Origin of the sequence: Polynucleobacter sp. HIN8 (genome assembly GCF_030297615.1) — a bacterium.
Taxonomy (GTDB): domain Bacteria; phylum Pseudomonadota; class Gammaproteobacteria; order Burkholderiales; family Burkholderiaceae; genus Polynucleobacter.
The window spans coordinates 653,766-675,322 of the sequence record NZ_AP028139.1; the positions used below are offsets into that span (position 1 = coordinate 653,766).

Annotated in this window: 22 protein-coding genes; 9 read left to right on the top strand and 13 right to left on the bottom strand. The window is 47.6% G+C overall.

Features of this window, described 5'->3' with window-relative positions:
- Window positions 1–33: 33 nt before the first annotated feature.
- From cynS to QUE65_RS03490, 7 genes are all read right to left on the bottom strand, one after another.
- Window positions 34–477, bottom strand: a complete 444-nt coding sequence (gene cynS, locus QUE65_RS03460) for a cyanase (protein ID WP_215372525.1) — start codon at window positions 475–477, stop codon at window positions 34–36.
- Between the two features lie 16 nt (window positions 478–493).
- Window positions 494–1,402: an ABC transporter ATP-binding protein gene (locus QUE65_RS03465; protein WP_286281919.1), complete on the bottom strand. Its 909-nt coding sequence runs from the start codon at window positions 1,400–1,402 to the stop codon at window positions 494–496.
- Window positions 1,392–2,276 (bottom strand): nitrate ABC transporter permease, encoded by an 885-nt coding sequence (gene ntrB / locus QUE65_RS03470; RefSeq protein ID WP_286281921.1) that lies wholly within the window; start codon window positions 2,274–2,276, stop codon window positions 1,392–1,394. The genes QUE65_RS03465 and ntrB overlap by 11 nt, the downstream gene beginning before the upstream one ends.
- A gap of 5 nt (window positions 2,277–2,281) precedes the next feature.
- Window positions 2,282–3,661, bottom strand: a complete 1,380-nt coding sequence (locus QUE65_RS03475; protein ID WP_286281922.1) for a CmpA/NrtA family ABC transporter substrate-binding protein — start codon at window positions 3,659–3,661, stop codon at window positions 2,282–2,284.
- Between the two features lie 156 nt (window positions 3,662–3,817).
- Complete coding sequence (locus QUE65_RS03480; RefSeq protein ID WP_286281924.1) at window positions 3,818–4,996, bottom strand: CaiB/BaiF CoA transferase family protein; 1,179 nt, start codon at window positions 4,994–4,996, stop codon at window positions 3,818–3,820.
- Between the two features lie 2 nt (window positions 4,997–4,998).
- Window positions 4,999–6,168 carry an acyl-CoA dehydrogenase family protein gene (locus QUE65_RS03485; protein WP_215371929.1) on the bottom strand — a complete coding sequence of 390 codons (1,170 nt, stop codon included), beginning with the start codon at window positions 6,166–6,168 and terminating at the stop codon, window positions 4,999–5,001.
- A 2-nt stretch (window positions 6,169–6,170) separates the two neighbouring features.
- Window positions 6,171–7,265, bottom strand: coding sequence for a choloylglycine hydrolase family protein (locus QUE65_RS03490; RefSeq protein ID WP_286281929.1), 1,095 nt, complete (start codon window positions 7,263–7,265; stop codon window positions 6,171–6,173).
- 75 nt (window positions 7,266–7,340) lie between these two features.
- Here QUE65_RS03490 and QUE65_RS03495 point away from each other — a divergent pair, with 75 nt between their 5' ends.
- Genes QUE65_RS03495 through QUE65_RS03510 form a run of 4 tightly spaced genes read left to right on the top strand, consistent with a single transcriptional unit; the run spans window position 7,341 to window position 11,212 of the window.
- Entirely contained in the window at window positions 7,341–8,534 is a 1,194-nt protein-coding gene (locus QUE65_RS03495) for a CaiB/BaiF CoA transferase family protein (RefSeq protein ID WP_286281932.1), read from the top strand.
- Complete coding sequence (locus tag QUE65_RS03500; RefSeq protein WP_286281933.1) at window positions 8,534–9,034, top strand: YqaA family protein; 501 nt, start codon at window positions 8,534–8,536, stop codon at window positions 9,032–9,034. The genes QUE65_RS03495 and QUE65_RS03500 overlap by 1 nt, the downstream gene beginning before the upstream one ends.
- Window positions 9,035–9,074: 40 nt before the next feature.
- On the top strand, window positions 9,075–9,848 hold the full coding sequence (locus QUE65_RS03505) for a 3-hydroxybutyrate dehydrogenase (RefSeq protein WP_286281934.1): 774 nt from the start codon (window positions 9,075–9,077) through the stop codon (window positions 9,846–9,848).
- 35 nt (window positions 9,849–9,883) lie between these two features.
- Window positions 9,884–11,212, top strand: a complete 1,329-nt coding sequence (locus tag QUE65_RS03510; RefSeq protein WP_286281936.1) for an NAD(P)/FAD-dependent oxidoreductase — start codon at window positions 9,884–9,886, stop codon at window positions 11,210–11,212.
- Here QUE65_RS03510 and QUE65_RS03515 read toward each other — a convergent pair.
- On the bottom strand, window positions 11,209–11,835 hold the full coding sequence (locus QUE65_RS03515) for a cysteine dioxygenase family protein (protein WP_458574768.1): 627 nt from the start codon (window positions 11,833–11,835) through the stop codon (window positions 11,209–11,211). The two genes, QUE65_RS03510 and QUE65_RS03515, sit on opposite strands and share 4 nt — an antisense overlap.
- Before the next feature lie 102 nt (window positions 11,836–11,937).
- On the opposite strand from QUE65_RS03515, the gene QUE65_RS03520 reads away from it, so the two are divergent.
- The 4 genes from QUE65_RS03520 to QUE65_RS03535 are packed head-to-tail and all read left to right on the top strand — an operon-like array spanning window position 11,938 to window position 16,254.
- Window positions 11,938–13,293, top strand: a complete 1,356-nt coding sequence (locus QUE65_RS03520; RefSeq protein WP_286281938.1) for a cytochrome ubiquinol oxidase subunit I — start codon at window positions 11,938–11,940, stop codon at window positions 13,291–13,293.
- Window positions 13,294–14,310 carry a cytochrome d ubiquinol oxidase subunit II gene (locus QUE65_RS03525; protein ID WP_215371944.1) on the top strand — a complete coding sequence of 339 codons (1,017 nt, stop codon included), beginning with the start codon at window positions 13,294–13,296 and terminating at the stop codon, window positions 14,308–14,310.
- A 40-nt stretch (window positions 14,311–14,350) separates the two neighbouring features.
- Complete coding sequence (locus tag QUE65_RS03530) at window positions 14,351–15,514, top strand: CaiB/BaiF CoA transferase family protein (protein ID WP_286281940.1); 1,164 nt, start codon at window positions 14,351–14,353, stop codon at window positions 15,512–15,514.
- 2 nt (window positions 15,515–15,516) lie between these two features.
- Complete coding sequence (locus tag QUE65_RS03535; RefSeq protein ID WP_286281942.1) at window positions 15,517–16,254, top strand: enoyl-CoA hydratase/isomerase family protein; 738 nt, start codon at window positions 15,517–15,519, stop codon at window positions 16,252–16,254.
- 12 nt (window positions 16,255–16,266) lie between these two features.
- On the opposite strand, the gene QUE65_RS03540 is transcribed toward QUE65_RS03535, so the two are convergent.
- Window positions 16,267–17,184: a hydroxymethylglutaryl-CoA lyase gene (locus tag QUE65_RS03540; RefSeq protein WP_286281944.1), complete on the bottom strand. Its 918-nt coding sequence runs from the start codon at window positions 17,182–17,184 to the stop codon at window positions 16,267–16,269.
- Window positions 17,185–17,286: 102 nt separating this feature from the next.
- Between QUE65_RS03540 and QUE65_RS03545 the strand changes: the two genes are divergently transcribed.
- On the top strand, window positions 17,287–17,868 hold the full coding sequence (locus QUE65_RS03545) for a urate hydroxylase PuuD (protein ID WP_215371951.1): 582 nt from the start codon (window positions 17,287–17,289) through the stop codon (window positions 17,866–17,868).
- A 45-nt stretch (window positions 17,869–17,913) separates the two neighbouring features.
- Here the strand turns inward: QUE65_RS03545 and QUE65_RS03550 are convergent, their stop codons facing one another.
- From QUE65_RS03550 to QUE65_RS03565, 4 genes are read right to left on the bottom strand one after another with little or no spacing between them, the layout of a single operon-like run.
- Window positions 17,914–18,813 carry an amidohydrolase family protein gene (locus QUE65_RS03550; protein ID WP_286281946.1) on the bottom strand — a complete coding sequence of 300 codons (900 nt, stop codon included), beginning with the start codon at window positions 18,811–18,813 and terminating at the stop codon, window positions 17,914–17,916.
- Window positions 18,800–19,789, bottom strand: coding sequence for a Bug family tripartite tricarboxylate transporter substrate binding protein (locus QUE65_RS03555; RefSeq protein WP_286281947.1), 990 nt, complete (start codon window positions 19,787–19,789; stop codon window positions 18,800–18,802). The genes QUE65_RS03550 and QUE65_RS03555 overlap by 14 nt, the downstream gene beginning before the upstream one ends.
- Before the next feature lie 32 nt (window positions 19,790–19,821).
- Window positions 19,822–20,613, bottom strand: a complete 792-nt coding sequence (gene pcaD, locus QUE65_RS03560; RefSeq protein ID WP_286281949.1) for a 3-oxoadipate enol-lactonase — start codon at window positions 20,611–20,613, stop codon at window positions 19,822–19,824.
- Between the two features lie 31 nt (window positions 20,614–20,644).
- Window positions 20,645–21,529 (bottom strand): LpxL/LpxP family acyltransferase, encoded by an 885-nt coding sequence (locus tag QUE65_RS03565; protein WP_286281951.1) that lies wholly within the window; start codon window positions 21,527–21,529, stop codon window positions 20,645–20,647.
- Window positions 21,530–21,557: the final 28 nt, after the last annotated feature.

Here is a 21,557-nt window from a genome sequence, read left to right on the forward strand (position 1 = left end):
TAGCCAATGAGGACTGGCTAGGGTTTACTTGGATTAGTACGTTTTATAAGCCAGGTATTTTCCGGATAGGACAACCTGAACACGATCACCTTTTGGATCGGGTTCCCGTTGAATATCCATCGAGAAATCAATTGCACTCATAATGCCATCGCCAAATTCTTCATGAATTAATTCTTTGATGGTTGTGCCGTAGACACTAACAATTTCATACCAGCGGTAAATAAGTGGGTCAGTTGGCACAGCCGTTGGTAACGACCCTTTGTATGGAACAATTTGTAACCACGCCATCTCTTCATCGGTTAGATCAAATAATTTCCCAGCAGCTTCTGCTTGAGCCTTAGTAAAAGTCATTTGGCCTAAGCATCCTGCGGTAACCCATTCCTTGGATTCCCCAATCGATTTGGCAATATCGGCCCACTTTAATTTCTTCTTAACTTTGGCCTCAATAATTTTTTGAGTGACAACTTCACGATTCATCATTTTTGAATGCTCCTTAGTTCATTTGAGTTGATTGATTTGAAACCATTTGTTCTTTTCCTGGTCTTACAAGTCGAGGCTTTAAGCGCTGGGTAATATCCCGAACATTATTTTGGTTTTGAGTGGCATGCGAGCTTTGCTGCACCAATTTTGAGCGATGTACTAGGAAGTCAACGAGATGATTTCGCATTGGGTAGTACATGGAATCGTGGTGCATGGTAGCGCGCTCGCGATTTTTGGGAAGCGTGTTCTCAACAATTTCGGCGATCCGAGCATTCGGACCATTGCTCATGAGCATAATTTTGTCGGATAGCAAAATCGCTTCGTCCACATCATGCGTAATCATGAATACGGTTTGCTTGGTTGATGCACAAATCTTGAGTAGCTCGTCTTGAATGACTCCACGGGTTAGGGCATCCAGCGCTCCAAACGGTTCATCCAATAACAGCATTTTTGGTTCGATGGCAAATGCACGGGCAATGCCAACGCGTTGTTTCATACCGCCTGATAATTCAGAAGGCCTTTTTTGCTTTGCGGCACCTAAGCCAACTAATTCAATGTATTTCTCGGAATGGGCAGTAATTTTTGCTTTGGGCCAGTCTGGGTATTTCGATTTCACTGCAAAATTAATGTTTTGCAATACAGTCATCCATGGCATCAACGCATGACCTTGAAACACCACACCACGTTCTAGGCTGGGGCCTTTAATTTCTCGACCCAACATATAGGCATATCCTGAGCTTGCTTCTTCTAAGCCGGCTAATACATTCAAAATAGTCGTCTTACCACAGCCCGAATGGCCAATGATGCAAACAAATTCACCTTGTTGGATGTCGAAATTCACATTCTCAAAAACAGGAGGAGATCCAGCGACATAAGTTTTGGAGAGGTTTTCAACCTTCAAAAAATCAATATTAGTCTGCATAAGTCACCATCTTTTGTAATTTGGCGAACAACATGTCGAGGAGCATGCCCACAAAACCAATCACCACAATGGCAAAAAGCACACTTGAAATTGCTAGGTTGTTCCATTCGTTCCATAGGAAATAGCCAATCCCAGTCCCGCCAACGAGCATTTCAGCAGCAACAATCACTAGCCAGGCAATTCCCATTGAAATTCGCATTCCTGTGAGAATGGTTGGTGCTGCCGCCGGCAGAATCACTTTAAATGCTTTGCGGATTGGATTGACTTCAAGAGTTTTGGCAACATTGAGCAATTCCTTGCGAACGCTGGCAACTCCGAAGGCTGTGTTAATTAACATCGGCCAGATTGAGCAGATGAAAATCACAAAAACACCAGATATCGATGAATCCTTGATCGTATAGAGTGCGATTGGCATCCAGGCAAGGGGTGAGATTGGTTTTAATATCTGAATGAATGGATTAAGCGCCGCCGAGAGTAGTGGGGACATGCCAATTAGAAAGCCAACTGGCAACGCCACAACAAGCGCTAATAAAAAACCAAGACTAACGCGGGCTAATGAATACGCCAGCTGAATCCCAATCCCTTTATCGTTTGGACCTTTGTCATAAAAGGGATCAGAAAGTTGTTTGTAAAAAGTCTCCCCCATTTGCGTTAAGGTTGGAAATCCTGATTTCTGAGCAGGGGCTACATCCTTGCTGCCCTTGCCCATTAGTAGGTCATATTCAGAATTTCCACTAGATGCGGTCGTGGTCGATACCCGATCCGGTTGATTCATACCTGACTTAGGAGCCGTGGCTAGATGCCATACTGCCAACATCATTAAAAATAAAATGACGGACAGCAGGGCACCTTTTAGCTTGATGGAGTTCATCATTGATCCTATGTTTTTGAGATCGCAAACGACTTGCTGTAGGCAGCCGCAGTAGCAGGATCAAATTCACGACCCATAATCTTGAACTTTGGATTTCCAGTACTAGCCTTCGCTTGCGCAGTAATCGGCGCATTCGTTTCTTGCATGTACTTTCTCGCATCAGTGAGTAGGAATACCTTCTCCGAAATATCCTTGTAGTTCACATCACCTTTGACGTATCCCCACCGTTGCATTTGGGTGAGCATCCATGTAGCCATCGAGTACCAAGGAATCGGATTGAAATCGATACGATCTGGTACGTTTTGTACGTTACCCAGTCCATCAGCAAACTTGCCAGTCAATACTTGCATAACGACTGTTTCGGGTTGATTGAGGTAGTTTTGTGGAGAGATCACTTTGGCAATCAATGGACGGTTTTCGGGGTTGCGAGCCATTGTGGATGCGTTGATGACGGCGCGATACAACGCCGCAAAGGTATTGGGGTTCTTCCGAATAAACTCCTCAGAGGTACCAAATGCACAGCAAGGATGACCATCCCAAATATCTTTTGTCAGAATGGTAATAAATCCTACTTCGTCATATACGGCACGCTGATTAAATGGATCGGGCCCAAGGAAACCATCAATATTGCCCGCGCGTAAATTGGCAACCATCTCAGGTGGTGGCGTGACTCGAATCTGGATATCTTTATCGGGATCAAGTCCAGCCTGGGCTACGTAATAGCGAAGTAAGAAGTTGTGCATGGAATATTCAAAGGGCACAGCAAACTTCATGCCTTTCCACATCTTCGGATCGCGCTTGTCTTTATGTTTATTGGCTAAAGTAATCGCTTGACCGTTAGTGTTTTGGATGGTTGCAACACGCATTTGACTCGGATCGGAGCCGAGTCCCATCGACATGGCGATTGGCATTGGCGAGAGAAAATGCGATGCATCATGCTCTTTGCTCAGCATTTTGTCGCGAATTAATGCCCAACCAGCAGTCTTATTTAATGTGACATTTAATCCTTGTTTTTTGTAAAAACCCAGAGGGTCGGCCATGATGAGTGGTGTGGCGCAGGTGATCGCAATAAATCCAATCTTGAGATCCCTTTTTTCTAATGGTGCTTTTTCTTGAGCCATGGCCTGTAACGCACCTACTGGAAGAAATCCCGAAAGGGCACCCATTGCACCGCCAGTTCCTACGGCTCTTAAAAATGCACGCCGGCGAGCTTCTTGAGGAAATAGTGCCTTGACAAGACTCGCCTCAATGAAATTAGCACTTTCTTGCTCTTCATTGATCTTTTGTAATTTAGCGGCCTCGTGCTCTGCGGCTGATGCGTGCATGCCGCAACTACAGCGGCTACTAAATAGAGGACGATCAGGATCAAATGGCTTATGAATACTCATTGCTGGCTCCTTATAGAAATATCTATAGGTGCTACTGCAAGAAGCATGCCAATCATTAACCCCTGAAGGATCAAGGATTTGTGAGGCAGCAGTAAATTGCTGCAATCACACAATGGTAATGAATACACCAAAAAGGTGCAAAAATGCACCAATATGCTAAATGCTGCCTTTTTCCTTGAACTGACTGATCTGTTCCTGTGAATACCCCAGCTCTTTTAGGATTGCCTCGGTGTGTTCACCGACTCCCGGAATTTTGTCCATCCGATACTCATAGGCAGTATTGATACCTGGAGGTAATAAGGCAGGGATGAGGCCATTCGGTGATTCCACCGAATGCCAACGTTCGCGTGCACGCAATTGTGGGTGATCCCAAAACTGATGCATATCATTTAATGAGGCATTGGCAATCTGCGCCTCCTCGAGTTTGGCTAAAACCTGCTCGCTGGTCATTGCAGAGAAGATCTTCAAGATAATCGCATTGAGTTCCACTCGGTTCTCATTGCGCTTGAAGTTTTTATCAAAGCGCACATCGGTCGCGAGTTCGGGCTGTAAAAGTACTTTCTCGCAAAACAATGCCCACTCCCGCTCATTCTGAAGGCCCAACATAATCGTTTTGCCATCACCGGCCAAATAAGGGCCATAAGGAAAAATGGTGGCGTGGGATGCGCCAGTGCGCGGGGGAGGTGCGGCACCATCCATGCTGTAGTACATCGGATAGCCCATCCACTCCCCAAGTGCTTCTAGCATGGAAATATCAATGACCGATCCCTTACCCGTCTTTTGTCGCTGCAATAGGGCAGCCAAAATATTGGTGTACGTGTACATACCCGCGGCAATATCCGCAATGGAAATACCAACCTTACTGGGGGTCTCAGGGGTGCCAGTAATGGATAAGAGTCCTGCCTCACTCTGAATTAGAAGGTCATAGGCTTTTTTATCCCGATACGGCCCATTCTCACCGTAGCCAGAGAGATTGCAATAAATTAATTGAGGATTGCTTGTTTGTAATGTTTGAGGGGTTAAACCCATCCGAGCCGCTGCACCGGGGGCGAGGTTTTGGACAAACACATCGGCCGTCTCAAGGAGTTTTCGCAGAATTTCTAGGGCAGATTCGTGTTTGAGATCGAGAGTTAAACTTTCTTTGGAGCGATTTACCCACGTAAAGTGTGAAGACATCCCCTTGGCACGTTGGTCGTAGTTACGTGCAAAGTCACCTGCACCGGGACGCTCAATCTTAATAACACGTGCACCGAGATCGGCTAATTGACGCGTGGCAAAAGGTGCTGCGATCACGTGCTCGAGAGCAACGACTGTAATACCGTCCAAAGGTCGCATGACTAAAAAGAGCGCGGTAAGCCAAGCAAGTGCTCGGCCACATAGGAGTAGATCAGATTAGTCGAGATTGGGGCGACTTGGTAGAGCCTGGTCTCTCTGAACTTGCGTTCGACATCGTATTCGCAGGCAAAGCCAAAACCTCCATGGGTTTGTAAGCAAACGTTGGCCGCTTCCCAGGATGCCTTCGCTGCTAAATACTTGGCCATATTGGATTCAGCCCCACAGGGTTCTTGACGATCAAATAACTCACAGGCCTTAAAGCGCATTAAGTTCGCCGCCTCGGTCTCAATGTAGCTATCCGCAATCGGGAACTGAATCCCTTGGTTCATGCCAATGGGGCGATCAAAGACCACGCGCTCAGTGGCGTAGCGACGCGCGCGCTCAATAAACCAATAGGCATCACCAATGCACTCCGCAGCAATTAGCGTTCGCTCGGCGTTTAAGCCATCCAAAATGTACTTAAAGCCCTGACCTTCGGCGCCAATTAAATTCTCTGCCGGGATTTCTAATTGATCAAAGAAAACCTCATTGGTTTCGTGATTGACCATATTCGCGATGGGGCGCACTTCCATCCCTTTGCCAATCGCTTCATGGAGATTAACGATAAAGATCGACATTCCTTCAGACTTCTTTTTAACCTCCGCAAGGGGGGTGGTGCGCGCTAGCAAAATCATTAAATCCGAATGCTGAATACGTGAGATCCAAACCTTCTGGCCATTAATGATGTAGCGATCACCTTTTTTAGTCGCGGTGGTCTTCAATTTGGTCGTATCGGTTCCGGTAGTGGGCTCGGTGACCGCCATGCTTTGTAGTCGCCATTCACCGGAGGCGATTTTGGGGAGGTAGAGTTGCTTTTGTTGGTCTGAGCCATGGCGCAGCAAAGTGCCCATGTTGTACATCTGTCCATGGCAAGACCCAGCATTGCCTCCTGAGAGATTAATTTCTTCCATGATGACGGAGGCTTCGGCAAGCCCCAGTCCTGAACCACCATATTGCTCCGGAATTAACGCAGCTAACCATCCTGCATCGGTCATCGCCTTCACAAACGCTTCAGGGTAACCACGTTCATGATCAATTTTTTGCCAATACGCAGAGTCATAACGCGAGCAGAGGTCACGCAGCGCTTCGCGCATCTCTTGGTATTGATCCGGTTTTGGAATGCTGAGTGGCATGATTAATTGAGGATTTTGTTGGTGATATCGATGCTTTGATAGGGGAGCTGATCGACTGGCCAGGCGCCTGACTTATTACTATCAAAAATCTTTTTTAGGTCTAAAGTGACATAGTTGGTGCGATTTGCATAGTTTGAGATGTGCCATTGCTGATTATTGAGATCTTTAATATTGACCCACTGGGTGTAATCGGAGATCACCTTATCACCATCTTTTGTGGCAGCTACACCAATTGGGATATCGACATTATTCAGAATATGTCCGGTGAGTTGCACACCCTCAGCCCGATTGTTCGGGGCAGTTGCAAGTTGGCGTAAATACGCCGCCCGAATAAATCGGGAGGGCGGAGTGTAATCGGCTGGCAAACCCATGAGGCCACCACCTTGACCAAGCTCTGTGACGTTTTGCCCATTCACCGTTACTGAGCTTCGAGCAAAGTTAGTAAGGTTTAGATAGTTTCTTGCATTGAGAAGATGCCAATCGTAGGTGGGTGAGTTGGTTAATACCTGCGCCACATTGTCATGAATGCGCATTTGACCCTTCACAAATTCCACCACAATGCTGGCACCAGTGCGATCGGTAAACACAAAATGCAACCAAGGCGGTGTAGGTCCTGCTTGTAGGCTTGAGTCATACCAAACCTTGTAACGGGGCAAGTCTTTGCGTAATTCGGCAACATTGGCAAACAGACCTAAAGCAAGCGTCCCAAAATCCAGAATCGAGACGTAATCCAAATCTTTTGCGGTAACGGTTTGGTACTCCGTAAAGCCTGGCAAGAAGTTACCACTCATGCCTAAGCCCGCGCTGTTTTGTCCTTCGAGAAGAGCCGGTGCACCTGGCAAGATTCCTGGGGAGATTCCTACTACGGCATATTTGGTAATGAACTGAATTGGAGGCAACTTAAGATTCTCAGGGGCCGTGGTGCGAAATTTAGTTCCCTGGGGAATGCTATTGATAGTCCATTTCATATCAAAGGCCCATTCCATGGTTCGACCGGCAATCACCGTGCCATCTTTAGCCTGAATATTGACTGCTGTGCAAGCCAATGAGCTGTGGAAAAAACTGAGCAGCGTAAGGCCAAGCAACCATTGTTTCATTGAGATTCTCCAACTCAGGATCTGTAATCTTGTAGTTTAATCTAGATACTTTCTTGATTGATGGGGCTGATTGACATGCAACAAATTCTCTCCGGTATTCGTGTTCTAGAGCTTGGCCAATTGATTGCGGGCCCCTTTGCAGCCAAGACACTAGCAGACTTTGGGGCAGAGATTATTAAAGTCGAGTCACCCCAAGATGGGGATCCCTTGCGTAAGTGGCGCATGCTGCATGAGGGTACTTCTGTCTGGTGGCAGGCTCAGTCGCGGAACAAGCAATCCATTTGCATTGATTTACGCCAACCCGAGGGCCAGGATATTGTGCGACGTTTAGCCCAAGACGCTGATGTTCTGATCGAAAACTTTCGACCTGGAACGATGGAGAAATGGGGCATGGGTTGGGATGCGTTGCATGCGCTTAATCCGAAATTGATTATGTTGCGCGTTTCTGGCTATGGCCAAGATGGACCGCGTCGGGATGAGCCTGGCTTTGCGGCCATTGCAGAAGCAACCGCTGGATTGCGGTATTTAACCGGGCATCCTGGACAAGTGCCTGCTCGCGCGGGCTTATCGCTTGGGGACACCATCGCTGGTTTACATGGCGCACTGGGTGTTTTGCTCGCTCTTTATGAGCGTGATGCCAGAGGTGGTCAAGGGCAAATGATCGATGTGGCACTCTACGAAGCGGTCTTTAATTTGACCGAGAGTCTTTTACCGGAGTACCACGTCTTCGGAGCAATCCGTCAACCCGCTGGCGGAGCTTTGCCTGGTATTGCACCATCAAACGCCTATCCATGCAGCGATGGCCAATACGTATTAATTGCTGCCAATGGGGATTCTTTGTTCAAACGTCTAATGGATCTGATGGGTCGCGATGATTTAGGTAACGATCCCGAACTAGCGCGCAACGATGGGCGAGCTAAGCGTGCGAACATGATTGATGAGGCGATTGGGCAATGGACGAGTCAGCGTACGCTTGAAGAAATTCTGACTGCCCTGCAGAGTATTGCTGTCCCAGCTGGTCGTATTTATACCGCTAAAGATATTGCCGAGGATCCACACTACCGCGCACGTGGTGTGATTAAAACCATTGAAAGTGCAGAGGGTTTGAAGGTGGAGATGCCAGGCATTATTCCGAAGCTCTCCCAAAATCCTGGGGAAATTCGGCATCGTGCCCCAACACTTGGCGAGCATACTGAATCCATTCTCAAACAACATGGATTTACTGTCGAGCAGATTCGGACCTTGAAGGACGCTGGCGTCCTACAGTAATGGAAGCTTTTATTCATTCGGTAATGGATTGGTTTGGTATGCCTACCGTGGGCTTACCAGCAATCTTTATTGTGGCAGCGGTATCCGCTACGCTAATCCCGATGGGTTCAGAGCCCGTTTTGTTTGCTTATGTCAGCTTAAATCCGGATGATTATTGGTTGGCGATTGGAGTTGCTACCTTAGGCAATACCTTGGGCGGGATGATTAATTGGGGTTTGGGATTACTTGCCCGTAATACCTATGAGTCATTGCGGGGCGAAACCCATTCACGCGCACAAGCGTGGCTTGAAAAACGAGGGCCACCGATGCTGTTGCTTTCGTGGTTGCCAATCATTGGCGACCCTTTGTGTTTGGTTGCAGGTTGGCTTCGACTGAAATGGCTGCCCTGCCTGATTTACATGGCGATTGGTAAGCTACTGCGGTACATCACTCTGACATGGTTGCTGACTTCGATACCAAAGTCCTTTTGGCAAGAATTGGGACGCTTAGTGGGTCTATGAGAAGATAATTGTTTTATTGCTTTATACGAGGGTTGTCAGGATGGTTCTAAAAGGTAAAACCGCTTTAGTCACGGGCTCAACGAGTGGTATTGGTCTAGCGATGGCCAAAGCCATGGCCGCTCAAGGTGCTAATGTGATGATGAATGGGTTTGGCGAGAAGGATGCAGCGATCGCCGAGGTTAAGGCTTATGGAGTAGAGGTCGATTATCACGGTGCTGATATGAGTAAGCCCGATGAGATCGCGCAGATGATTGCTGCTACCGAAAAACGTTTTGGAGCAATTGATGTGCTCATTAATAATGCTGGGATTCAGCATGTTGCGAGCGTGGAAGATTTTCCTGTAGAGCGCTGGGATGCGGTGATTGCAATTAACCTGAGTTCGGCATTTCATGCAACGCGCATGGCGCTTCCTGGAATGAAAAAACGCAATTGGGGCCGCATTATTAATATTGCTTCCGTTCATGGACTTGTGGCCTCGATACAAAAAGCAGCGTATGTCGCTGCCAAGCACGGCATCATCGGCTTAACGAAGGTGGTTGCACTAGAGACCGCCCGTACCGGAGTGACTTGTAATGCAATTTGCCCAGGCTGGGTGTTAACCCCCTTGGTACAAAAGCAAGTCGATGCACGTGCACAGCGCGAGACGATTTCTAATGATGCAGCCAAATTAGCGCTGGTCTCCGAGAAGCAACCCTCGGGCGAGTTTGTAAAGCCGGAGCAACTGGCTGCACTGGCAGTATTTTTGTGCGGACCGGATGCATCGGAAGTCCGTGGCGCAGCTTGGAACATGGACGGCGGTTGGACAGCGCAATAAATCACGAGCCAAATCAGAATAAGAAGAATTTCGTAATGCATCGAATTGTCATCGTGGGTGGTGGAGCAGGTGGGCTGGAACTGGCTACTCGTTTGGGGGATCGTTATGGCTCTCGCAAAGGAAAACCGGGAAAGCTATCCGTTACGCTGATTGATAAAAATCGTACCCATATTTGGAAACCTAAGCTGCACGAGATTGCAGCGGGCAGTATGGATCTCGGTGACCATGAAGTGGACTACATTGCTCAAGCGCACTGGCATCACTTTACCTATCGCATTGGCGAAATGATTGGTTTGGATCGTGAACGCAAAGAGGTCATTGTTGCACCGTATCGGGATCACCTTGGTACTGAAATTACTCCGCAACGTTCAATTCCTTACGACATTCTTGTCATGAGTATTGGCAGCCTCAGCAATGATTTTGCGACCCCTGGCGTTGAAGAGTATGCCTTGCGCTTAGAGTCTCAAGATGATGCAAAAAACTTTCATCATCAAATGCTCAATGCAATTATTCGGGCGCAGGCACAAAGTAATCCTCTCTCACCCGATCAACTGCATGTAGCCATTATTGGCGCAGGGGCAACTGGCGTTGAGCTCGCTGCCGAACTGCATCGCACTACCCGCGAAGTTGTCTCCTACGGGCTTGATCGCGTAGACCCCAATAAAGATTTGAAGGTCAGTGTGATTGAAGCCGCCCCCCGAATCTTGCCAGCACTTCCAGCACGTCTATCCACTGCAACGGAAGCCTTACTGCAAAAAATGGGTGTTGAGGTGATTACGAATAAGAAAGTGGCGCGGGTGTTTCCGAAAGAGGTGCAATTTAGTGATAACACGAGCTTGCCTGCAGAGTTAATTGTTTGGGCAGCCGGGGTCAAGGCACCTGATTTCTTGAAAGATATTGGCGGTTTAGAAACAAACCGGATTAATCAACTCGTGGTGCTGCCTACGCTTCAAACTACGCGTGATCCTGACATCTTCGCCATGGGTGATTGTGCAGCTTGCCCTTGGCCAGAAGCAAACGAAGGGCAGGGTGGCTTTGTGCCACCCCGTGCACAGGCAGCGCATCAACAAGCTTCTCATTTATTCAAACAAATTCAGTTACGCCTAGAAAATAAGCCCCTAAAGCCCTATCACTACCGCGATTTTGGTTCGTTAGTCTCACTTGGAAAGTACAGCACCATTGGCAATATGATGGGCGGCCTTATTGGTGGCAGCCTGATGATTGAAGGTGTTTTTGCCAAACTGATGTATTTATCCTTGTACAAAATGCATGAGCTGGCATTGCATGGTTGGGCAAAGGTGAGTCTTGATACCTTAGCGCGCATGATTACACGTCGCACCGAGCCCCACGTGAAGTTGCACTAATTTAGTTCGGCACGAATTTGAGCAGAGCGATCCCAAAGATTGGGGATTTGCGGTGAGGAATAGCCTGAGACAAAGTTTTTGACGGATCCAGTTTGTGGGTCGTAGACATGGCGTTTCACGGCCCCAATGTTGCCGCCATAGACATGAATGCTAATCGAGGGCTGATCGTCAAAGGCATTCTTCACAATATGAATATCCCCGATGGTTGGGCTAACCTCATCCACGTCACCAGGCAATAAAGTTTCTTCTTGACCAATGGGCTCTAGTTGACCGGCAGCATTACGGGCATAACGCTGCCCTTTTTCTGAACCTCGCAGCATACCGATGAGCCCCCAAACCATATGATCATGAATTGGAGTGGCCTGGCCTGGCCCCCAAACAAAACTCACAACCGAGAAGCGCTCGAGCGGATCAGCATGTAATAAATACTGCTGGTAATACTGGGGGTGGGGAACCGTACAAAAATCCGGCAACCAACCATCGGTCTTGATCAAATCTTGTAATAAGGCCTTGGCTTTAGGCCGCACAATTTCCTCGGCTTGGCTCTGACTGACCAATTGGGTCATTTGAGCCACAAAGTGCCGTAGCGGGGCGATTTGATCGGTTGCAGCAGGGTTTGTCATATGACCATTATATGAACACTTTGATCATTTCTCCAGCAAGCAAATATTAGCGAAGACCCTTAAAATTAGACAATTCCATTCATTAAATGCAAGGGGATTGTCATGTTTGACCCCATTATGTTGAGCCGGATCCAGTTTGCCGCCAACATCACCTTTCATATCTTATTTCCAACCATCACGATTGCTTTAGGCTGGGTTCTGTTTTATTTCAAGATTAAGTTCAATCGCACTGGTGAAGTCTATTGGCAAGAGGCGTATCAATTTTGGGTCAAGGTATTTGCACTCACCTTCGCTTTAGGGGTTGTCAGTGGCATCACGATGAGTTTTCAGTTTGGCACCAATTGGCCAGGCTATATGGAGACCGTCGGTAATATTGCTGGACCACTGCTTGCGTATGAAGTACTCACCGCTTTCTTTCTTGAGGCCACGTTTCTTGGCATCATGTTATTTGGTGCAAAGCGTGTTTCGCCGCGCGTTCATACCCTAGCAACCTTCTTAGTAGCCTTTGGTACCACCTTATCGGCATTCTGGATTATCGTGCTCAATTCTTGGATGCAAACCCCACAAGGCTTTGAGATGATCGATGGTCAGGCCCATGCGGTGAGTTGGATGGAAATCGTGTTTAACCCATCGATGCCATATCGGTTTGCACACATGATGACCGCCTCATTCCTAACGGTTTTTTTCTTACTGGCCGGTTTATCAGCCTATCGTTATCTGCAAGGCAGCCGTACTCAAGCCAATAAGGCCATTCTTAAGTTCGGCATCGTAGCAGCCGCAATTGTGACTCCCATCCAGATTTTCTTGGGGGATATGCACGGACTCAATACTCTCAAGCATCAACCGGCTAAGTTAGCAGCAATGGAAGGAATTTGGGAGACTGGTAATGGCGTTCCTGCTGTTTTATTTGCCATCCCCGATGAAAAAACCCAATCCAATAAGTTTGAGATTGCGATTCCGAAGCTCGCTTCGTTTTATTTAACCCACGATTGGAACGGTGAGGTTAAGGGCCTAAAAGATTTTGATAAGACACCACCAGTCAAACCGGTTTTCTTTGCCTTTCGCATCATGGTTGGAATTGGAATGCTGATGTTGGCTTTATCTTGGTATGGGTGGTGGCGGATGCGGCATGGTCAAGATTTGCCAAATTGGTTAGCTCGCGCTTTTGTCTGGATGACTTTCTCAGGTTGGATAGCAGTCGTTGCTGGTTGGTATGTAACTGAAATTGGACGTCAGCCGTATTTAGTACACGGTGTGCTCACTACAGCGCAAGCGGCCACTAAGTTACCCGGCGGTATGGTCTTTAGTAGTTTGATGATGTATCTCTTCCTTTACGTCACCTTAATCATTGCTTACATTTGGGCAATCTTCTACATGGCAAGGCAAGCAGACAAAAAGAGCACTGAGGCAGGAGTGACAGTTCCCATGCAACCCCCATCAACCTCCTTGCAAACCTAAATGATCCCATCAGACTGGTCGCAAGCCTCCGTATGGCTTCCCCTGTTTTTCTTGGGGGCGATGGGCTTTGCCATGTTGTCGTATGTAGTGTTGGATGGCTACGATCTCGGGGTTGGTATTTTGCTTAAACGTGCTGGAGATGCCGACAAAGATGTGATGATCTCTTCGATCGGACCTTTTTGGGATGCGAATGAGACCTGGCTGGTACTTGGTGTTGGTATTTTGCTAGTTGCCTTTCCCTTTGCACACGGTATTGTCCTCACTGAGCTTTATTTACCTGTGGCAATCATGTTGGCTGGATTGATTCTGCGGGGCGTGTCATTTGATTTCCGCGCTAAAGTGAACTTAGCGCAAAAGCCGCTTTGGAACTTCTTATTCTATTTTGGTAGCTTAGTAACCGCGGTATCGCAAGGCGTAATGATTGGGCGTCACATTATTGGATATGAATCCGGGGTATTGGGTTGGGTCTTTGCTGCACTCGTCGGAATTTGCTTGCCTGCAGGATATGCCTTGCTGGGCGCAACGTGGCTCATCATGAAAACTGAAGGGTCCTTGCAATTACGCGCGATTTCGTGGGCACGGGCGAGTTTATGGTTAACTGGATTAGGTATTGCCCTGATCTCAGCAGCAACACCGTACTTCAGTCCAGAAATTATGAGCCGTTGGTTTAGTTATCCGAACATTCTTTGGTTGGCACCGATTCCGATTGCGACTGCGTTCTTATTTCTAATCACGGATCGCGCACTGCATCAACTCAAAGCTAACCCAAGTCAGCGGGAGTGGTTGCCGTTCACAGCGACGGTTGCGATCTTTTGGTTATCGTTTTTTGGTATTGCTTACAGTTTATTTCCCTATTTGATTGTCGATCGCATGACCGTGTGGCAAGCGGCGGCATCCACTCAATCCCTTTGGGTTATCTTCTGGGGAGCTATCGTGGTGTTACCAACCATCTTGGCTTATACCTTGTTCTCATACCGCATCTTTAAGGGCAAGACGCAACCACTGAGCTATTACTAAAGAGGTCGTTAGAATAGGGTATTCCTTTTAAAGAGTGCCCATGAACACCGCTGATCTCTCTGCCTTAAAGCCGCTTGCTGGAATTCGCGTTCTCGAAATTTGTAACGTTGCTGCTGGACCATTTTGTGCTTTGTTACTCGCCGATCTTGGTGCCGATGTCATTAAATTAGAAAACCCCGGCGCAGGAGATACACTCCGCGCGTGGCCTCCCCATACCGGCCCTGAGAATGATCGCTTAAGCGAGAACTTTGCTTCCTTAAATCGCAATAAACGCTCTGTTACCTTGGACTTAAAAAATCCCGATGATAACGCAAAAGCTAAAAATTTAATTGCCAACGCGGATGTATTAATTGAGAACAATCGCCCCGGCGTCATGAAACGCCTCGGCCTAGATTTTGATTCAGCCCTTGCCATTAACCCAAAACTGATTTACTGCTCGATCTCGGCCTATGGTCAAACTGGACCACGTGCCAACGAAGGTGGCTTTGATGTCACGATTCAGGCAATGAGCGGCATCATGAGTGTGACCGGAGAGCCCGATGGAGCACCTGTGAAGTGCGGCGTACCGGTTGCCGATTTCACGGCTGGTTTGTATGGTGCCATGAGTATCTGTGCGCAATTGCGGGCCGTGGCGCAAACGGGTAAGGGCGTTCATATTGATGTACCGATGATGGGTACATCATTAGCAATTGCTGCCTTGCAAACCTCGGAATATTTTGGGGTTGGCAAAGATCCAGTTAAATTAGGTTCGGCCCATCCCCGTAACGCCCCATATCAAGCATTTAAGGCCAAAGACGACTACCTGGTAATGGCAGCCGGTACACAAGCGCTATGGGAAAGCGTTTGTCAGATCTTGAAGAGTCCTGAGCTTTTGCAAGACGAGCGCTTTACTAGCACGGCACTGCGGGCAAAAAATCAAATCGTTCTCAAAGAGTTAATCGAAGCAATCTTACAAAAAGACACTGCTGTTCATTGGATTGCACAATTTAGCCAAGCAGGTGTGCCATGCTGTCCAATCAATCAATATTCCGCCGTATTAAACGATCCTCAAACCCTTGCGATGGGCTGGGTGCAGCCCATGGTGATGGCCAATGGCCAACAAACCAAAACCGTCATTAATCCCATTAAATTTAATGGCACAACGGCTCCCATCGAGCGCAGACCACCGCGCTTGGGTGAGCATAATTCGGAGATCGTGGAGTGAACATGAACACCATACGCGTAGAACATTCGGGGCACATTAAACGAATCTCCCTCAATCGTCCTGAGAAGCGCAATGCGATCAGTTACGAGTTAGCATCTGAGCTACTCGCTGTCACTAAGGAGGCGGAGTCCGATGGTACCCGCTTGCTGATAATTCGAGGCGAGGGCCAGGGCTTCTGTGCTGGATTTGATTTCTCAAACTTTGATGATGCGAGCCCTGGCGATCTGCTCCTGCATTTTGTGCGGATTGAGCAAATGCTTCAAGCCATTGCCCATGCGCCATTTGACACGATGGCATTAGCCCATGGACAGACGATTGGGGCGGGAGCGGACTTGCTCTTGGCATGTCGTCATCGGGCGGGTTCGGAAGATATGCGTATGATGTTTCCTGGGGCTCGTTTTGGTCTGATCTTGGGTTCCCGTCGATTAGCCGAGTGTGTTGGTCCTGATCGCGCGCAACAGTTGATTGGAAATCCGCGCCGTATTGATGCGCATCAAGCTAAAGATTTTGGGATCCTGACCGCCGTCTTGGAGGCGACCGATTGGCATGCCTATGAGGCACAGGTTCTTGAGCACATTCTGGAGATTCCTGCGGATGCTCGAGCCATGGCACTGCATGCGTGTAAGCGAGATACTCGCGCGGTCGATCTTTATGATCTGGTGCAATCCGGATCGGTGCCTGACATTAAACACCGTGTTGCTGAGTATTTAGCTAAAGTAAAAGCCGGAGCGAAGAAGTAGCCAAGAAGTAATTTAGCTCTGACAAATCTTGTCGTAGAGTCGATCAACCTTGCCTGCAAGCAGAACTTGGCTTGGCAAGGGGCGATCAACCAGTGTGCGTAAGTCTGCTGCGCACTCGAGTAATAAATCCAGGTTCATGTGTGTCTTAAAACCCATTAGATCTAGCATGTGTACCAGTTCTTCGGTACAAATATTACCGGTAGCTCCTGGGGCATAAGGGCAGCCACCCAAACCGCCCAAGGACGAATCAAAGCGCACAATCCCGGCCTGAACAGCAGCTAAAGCATTGGCTAAGCCCATGCCACGCGTATTATGAAAATGCAAGGTCCACTGCGTATTGGGATGCTTGGATTGCGCTTGCTCGCAAATTTCAGTGACTTGCCGAGGATTGGCCATACCGGTGGTGTCGCAAATGCTAATACCCCGCACACCTTGATCAACAAAGTGATCAATCCAATGCATTAGTTCATGCGTTGGGGTCATACCACTCATTGGACAACCAAAGCTGGTTGAGAGGGAGATATTGACGGCTACCTTGGATTGATGTGCCAAGGAAATGACTTCACCAAGAGCTTTAGCTGAATCAGCACGGGACATTCGTAGATTGGACTGATTGTGGGTCTCGCTGACCGACATCACGAGATTGAATTCATCAACGCCAACTGCAAGGGCGCGCTCAGCACCACGTAGGTTTGGAATTAAGACCGTGTACTCGACCCCTGGAACACGATCAATGCCACGCATTACTGCTTCTGCATCAGCGAGCATTGGAATGGCTTTGGGGCTTGTAAAAGAAGTCACCTCAATCTTGGCATAGCCAGCATGACTTAAGCGATTAATTAAGCGGATTTTGTCTTCCGTGGGAATAAAGCGCGGCTCTGCCTGAAAGCCGTCACGAGTAACCACTTCTTGGATAAAAACTCTCTTCATTTATAAATCTTATACCGATTTAATCACTACCAATCAGGATCAAGGCAAAAGCCATGACTTTGGTATATAGTTGCAGGGTTTGTTCCTTTAGGAGACTATTAAATGGCATCAATCTTGACCTCCCTTGGCCGCACCGTTCTAGCAGGTTTTGTGCTCTTGGTGCTGATCATTATTCTATTCGGCAGCTCAAATATCGGTAATCCAGGTTGGATTTCTTTTGTATTCCGTTACCTGCATGTGATATCAGGCGTGATGTGGATTGGTTTGTTGTGGTACTTTAATTTTGTACAAATTCCATCGATGCCTAAGATTCCGGATGAGCAAAAACCAGCGATTGGCAAAGTGATTGCTCCGACCGCACTCTTTTGGTTTCGATTCGCCGCCATGGCTACGGTGTTAACCGGAATTATCCTGGCGATTCTGAATGGATATGCCCATCAAGCTTTTACCTTGCAACAGCCTTTCCTTGCAATTGGTCTTGGCATGTGGATTGCCCTCATCATGGCATTTAACGTTTGGTTCATTATTTGGCCCAATCAAAAACGGGCTCTCGGCATTGTGACTGTTGATGCAGACACGAAAGCTAAATCTGCACGTACTGCAATGTTGACTTCACGTATTAATACCGTTTTATCGATCCCCATGTTGTATTTAATGGTGGCTCAGCAGAATATGGGTCTTTAAAAATCCATCGATATTAAAATTCAGCCCGCACTGCGGGCTGTTTTTTTAGGCATCGCCTTCAAATTGATACAAACGCTCTGGGTTCTCACTAAGAACCTGCCTGCGTAACGTTGGGTCTGGTACCCACTCTTGAAGTAAATCGACAAGATCCGCATCATTTGGCATTACCCCCTTGACCATCACATGAGGCCAATCTGTACCCCACACCACTTGCCTTGGATTGGCTGCGATTAAGGCATGCGCAAATGGATTGGTATCGGCATAGGGGACTCTTGCTTCCGATGTGATTCGGTAGGGGCCTGTTAGTTTGACCCAAGCACGCTCCTCACGCATCAGCGACAACAAGTTTTGAAATCCACGATCTTTGACACCGAGATTTGTTTTTAAATACCCAAGATGTCCTAGAACGACTGGGACCGGGAAATTCGATAAGAGTTGTGCGAGATCCGGGAACTCATTAACGTGCATGAGAAATTCTAAATGCCAGCCAAAGGGTGCAATCTTATTTGCCAATGCGGACAATTGGCTAATTGGTAGAACACCTTTAGCCTCAGCAAGATCCACAATATTGCAGCGCACCCCACGAATTCCCGCAAGATGAAGATCTTCTAATGCTGTATCGCTAATATCCCAATCCACCACTGCGACTCCCCGAAAGCGCGATGGATTTTTTTGTATCGCTGCAAGCAGTGCGCGATTATCCGTTCCATAAATACTGGGCTGGACCAATACCGAGCGTTGAACCCCAAGAGCATCGAGTAGTGCCTCATAGTGGGGAAGCAAGGCATCTGGTGGGGTATAGATCCGATTTGCTATGTAGGGATACAGCGACTGAGGCCCACAGATGTGCGCATGGCAATCGGTTGCATTCTTACAAAGAACGAGACCAGGCTTTTTGAGGGCCTGGTCTGGAGCTTGGCAAAGGGGTGCGTTATTGGGGTTCAATCCCAGCGTCTTTGGCAATCTTGGTGTACTTGCTGATTTCACTACGAACAAACTTTTCAGTTTCGGCAAGATTCATTGGTTTAATGGTGATGCCTGCTTTGGCATATGCCGATTTCACTTCAGAGTCCCCTAGGGCACGATTGATATCGGTATTGAGCTTTTGCAAGATCGCTTGTGGTGTGGCCGATGGAGCCCAGACGCCAACCCATAAACCAATATCAAAACCCGAAAATCCTTGTTCGGCAATAGTTGGAATAGTAGGGGCCGCCTCGGCACGGCTCGCGCTTGTAACGCCTAAGGCACGAACTTTGCCACCCTGGATCTGTGAAATGGCAGTTTGTAAAGGAGCCATGTAGTAGGCGGTACGACCAGCAATGGTTTCTTGAATCGCCTCAGGAGATCCTTTGAAGGGGACGTGCAGCATCTTAATGCCAGCGGTTTGATTGAAATACTCGGCGGCTAAATGGGTTGAACTACCGACCCCAGCGCTCGCAAATGGAATATCACCTGGTTTCGCTTTGGCGGCATTGATTAAATCTTTGAGGGTTTTGTAAGGACTCTCAGCAGACACAATCAGCGCATAGGGGCTACTGCCCAAAATATTGACATCGGTCAGACTCTTAAGGTCATAGGGCAGTTTTTTATAAATCGCAGGATTGGCGGCATAGGATGCCGATTGAACCAAAAGGGTGTAACCATCGGGTTCAGAGTTCACCACCACACCTGTACCAAGCAAGCCACCAGCACCGGGACGGTTTTCAATAATGACGGGCTGCTTCCAAGTTTCTGCAAGACTTTTGGCAACAATGCGACCAGCAATGTCAGCGCCCGATCCAGGCGTGAGGGGCACAACCATTTTGACGGTTTTATTGGGGTAGTTGGCTGCGGCGCTTTGTGCTTGAATTGGCAGACTCAATGTCCCAGTAAATGCAAGCGCAGTGGCAGCAATGAGGTATTTTTTAATACGAATTTGCATGATGTCTCCTTTTTATTATGACTGCTTGAGTACTATGCCACAGAATCTAAAAATCCCCGTAAGGCATTATTAAATTCAGCGGGTTTCTCAATGTTTGATAGGTGCGCAGCTTGATCAATAGTGACTAACGAGGACTGAGCAATTAATCGATGCAGCACGGTAGATTGCTCATAGGTACAAGCCGGATCTTGCATGCCCAATAAAATTAATGTTGGGGCTTTTATTTTTAAGAGCATCGTCGATTGCGCCATATCCCGAACCGCACTGGCGCAGCCCAAATAGCCTTCCACGGGTGTCGCCAGAATCATTTTTCTTACTCGTTCAATCTGATCTGGTTCGCGTTCAATAAAGTCGTTTAAGAACCAACGTTTGATGGTTCCATCCACGAGGCCAGCAATCCCTTGTGATCTCGCAATGGCAAAACGCTCTTCCCACATGCTGCGCGGAGGCATCTCGCTCGCGGTATCACAGAGACTTAGCGATAGAACACTCTCTGGATAGTTAGCGCCAATGTATTGGCAAATCATGCCCCCCATGGAGAGGCCTGCAAAATGCGCCTTCTTAATTCCCAGAGCGCGCATCAGGGAAATTAAGTCTTCCGCTAAAAGAGCGATGCTGTAGGGACCCGGGGTCACTTCACTTTGCCCATGACCGCGAGTGTCGTAACGGATCACTCGATAACGGTCAGTAAGCGCAGGCAGGGTGCGATCCCACATTTCGATGCTTGACATCAGACTATTGCTTAAAAAAATCGTTGGACCATTTTCTGGGCCGTCAATTTGATAAGCCATCTTCATTTGGTTAGCGTTAATAAACTGTCTCATCACGATATCTCCTTGAGACGCTATTTTTACACTAATAAATCCGAACTTCTCCAGTAGGGCGATTTTTAAAGCGTTTATGAACCCAATAGTATTCAGCGGGACGCAGACGAATTGCATTTTCAAAGCATTGATTGAGACGAGCGGTATCAGCTTCTTCATCATCACTTGGAAATGACTCAAGTGCTTTACCGATATGGCAAATGTATCCGGAGCAATCAGGATTTAGAGTGGTTTGCATAATGCAAACTTCGGCACCGCTGAGTTTGGCTAAACGTGAAATCGCGGTAATCGTATTGGTTTGAACTCCAAAGAATGGAACAAATACCGAGTCTTTGATACCAAGATCGATATCAGGTGCGATGAAAACAAAATTGCCATTTTTAATTTCTCGAACCGTTTCGATGAGATGCCCTTGCCTTGGAATGGATCGTCCACCAAAGCGACCGCGCCACTCGATGATCTTTTGATCAAAAAATGGATTTTTCATCTTTTGATAGAGCGTCACTCCGCGCGGCCAATCCATTTTCTCGGCTAGGGCACACAAAGCTATACCACCTTCAATGCCTACAAAATGGGGGTTGACCAAAATACGGGGCTTTCGATCCCCTAATTCAATTTCAGAATTAATCTGAATCATTTCATTGATCTGAGCGGGCGTGCCAAGCCAAATCCGACTGCGTTCCAAAATACTGCGCCCAAATAACTGCCAATGTTGCAAAGCCAACACTTCAATTTCTTTAGCAGATAGTTTTGGAAAACAAAGACGTAAGTTAATTAAGACCACGCGCTGACGATCGCTTGGTATATGGGCGACGATCCATCCTAAACCACGACCCAGTTGAATAATCCATGCATATGGAAGAATTAGGACAAAGCGTAACAGTGATACGGAGAGGTGATTAAAAAAGGTTTGCAAATAAGTCCTTGTGAGGTATCACTATATA

Coding starts and splice junctions, on each gene's coding strand:
- cynS (WP_215372525.1), bottom strand. CDS start 477: ATGAATCGTGAAGTTGTCACTCAAAAAATTATTGAGGCCAAAGTTAAG.
- QUE65_RS03465 (WP_286281919.1), bottom strand. CDS start 1,402: ATGCAGACTAATATTGATTTTTTGAAGGTTGAAAACCTCTCCAAAACT.
- ntrB (WP_286281921.1), bottom strand. CDS start 2,276: ATGATGAACTCCATCAAGCTAAAAGGTGCCCTGCTGTCCGTCATTTTA.
- QUE65_RS03475 (WP_286281922.1), bottom strand. CDS start 3,661: ATGAGTATTCATAAGCCATTTGATCCTGATCGTCCTCTATTTAGTAGC.
- QUE65_RS03480 (WP_286281924.1), bottom strand. CDS start 4,996: ATGCGACCTTTGGACGGTATTACAGTCGTTGCTCTCGAGCACGTGATC.
- QUE65_RS03485 (WP_215371929.1), bottom strand. CDS start 6,168: ATGCCACTCAGCATTCCAAAACCGGATCAATACCAAGAGATGCGCGAA.
- QUE65_RS03490 (WP_286281929.1), bottom strand. CDS start 7,265: ATGAAACAATGGTTGCTTGGCCTTACGCTGCTCAGTTTTTTCCACAGC.
- QUE65_RS03495 (WP_286281932.1), top strand. CDS start 7,341: ATGCAACAAATTCTCTCCGGTATTCGTGTTCTAGAGCTTGGCCAATTG.
- QUE65_RS03500 (WP_286281933.1), top strand. CDS start 8,534: ATGGAAGCTTTTATTCATTCGGTAATGGATTGGTTTGGTATGCCTACC.
- QUE65_RS03505 (WP_286281934.1), top strand. CDS start 9,075: ATGGTTCTAAAAGGTAAAACCGCTTTAGTCACGGGCTCAACGAGTGGT.
- QUE65_RS03510 (WP_286281936.1), top strand. CDS start 9,884: ATGCATCGAATTGTCATCGTGGGTGGTGGAGCAGGTGGGCTGGAACTG.
- QUE65_RS03515 (WP_458574768.1), bottom strand. CDS start 11,835: ATGACAAACCCTGCTGCAACCGATCAAATCGCCCCGCTACGGCACTTT.
- QUE65_RS03520 (WP_286281938.1), top strand. CDS start 11,938: ATGTTTGACCCCATTATGTTGAGCCGGATCCAGTTTGCCGCCAACATC.
- QUE65_RS03525 (WP_215371944.1), top strand. CDS start 13,294: ATGATCCCATCAGACTGGTCGCAAGCCTCCGTATGGCTTCCCCTGTTT.
- QUE65_RS03530 (WP_286281940.1), top strand. CDS start 14,351: ATGAACACCGCTGATCTCTCTGCCTTAAAGCCGCTTGCTGGAATTCGC.
- QUE65_RS03535 (WP_286281942.1), top strand. CDS start 15,517: ATGAACACCATACGCGTAGAACATTCGGGGCACATTAAACGAATCTCC.
- QUE65_RS03540 (WP_286281944.1), bottom strand. CDS start 17,184: ATGAAGAGAGTTTTTATCCAAGAAGTGGTTACTCGTGACGGCTTTCAG.
- QUE65_RS03545 (WP_215371951.1), top strand. CDS start 17,287: ATGGCATCAATCTTGACCTCCCTTGGCCGCACCGTTCTAGCAGGTTTT.
- QUE65_RS03555 (WP_286281947.1), bottom strand. CDS start 19,789: ATGCAAATTCGTATTAAAAAATACCTCATTGCTGCCACTGCGCTTGCA.
- pcaD (WP_286281949.1), bottom strand. CDS start 20,613: ATGAGACAGTTTATTAACGCTAACCAAATGAAGATGGCTTATCAAATT.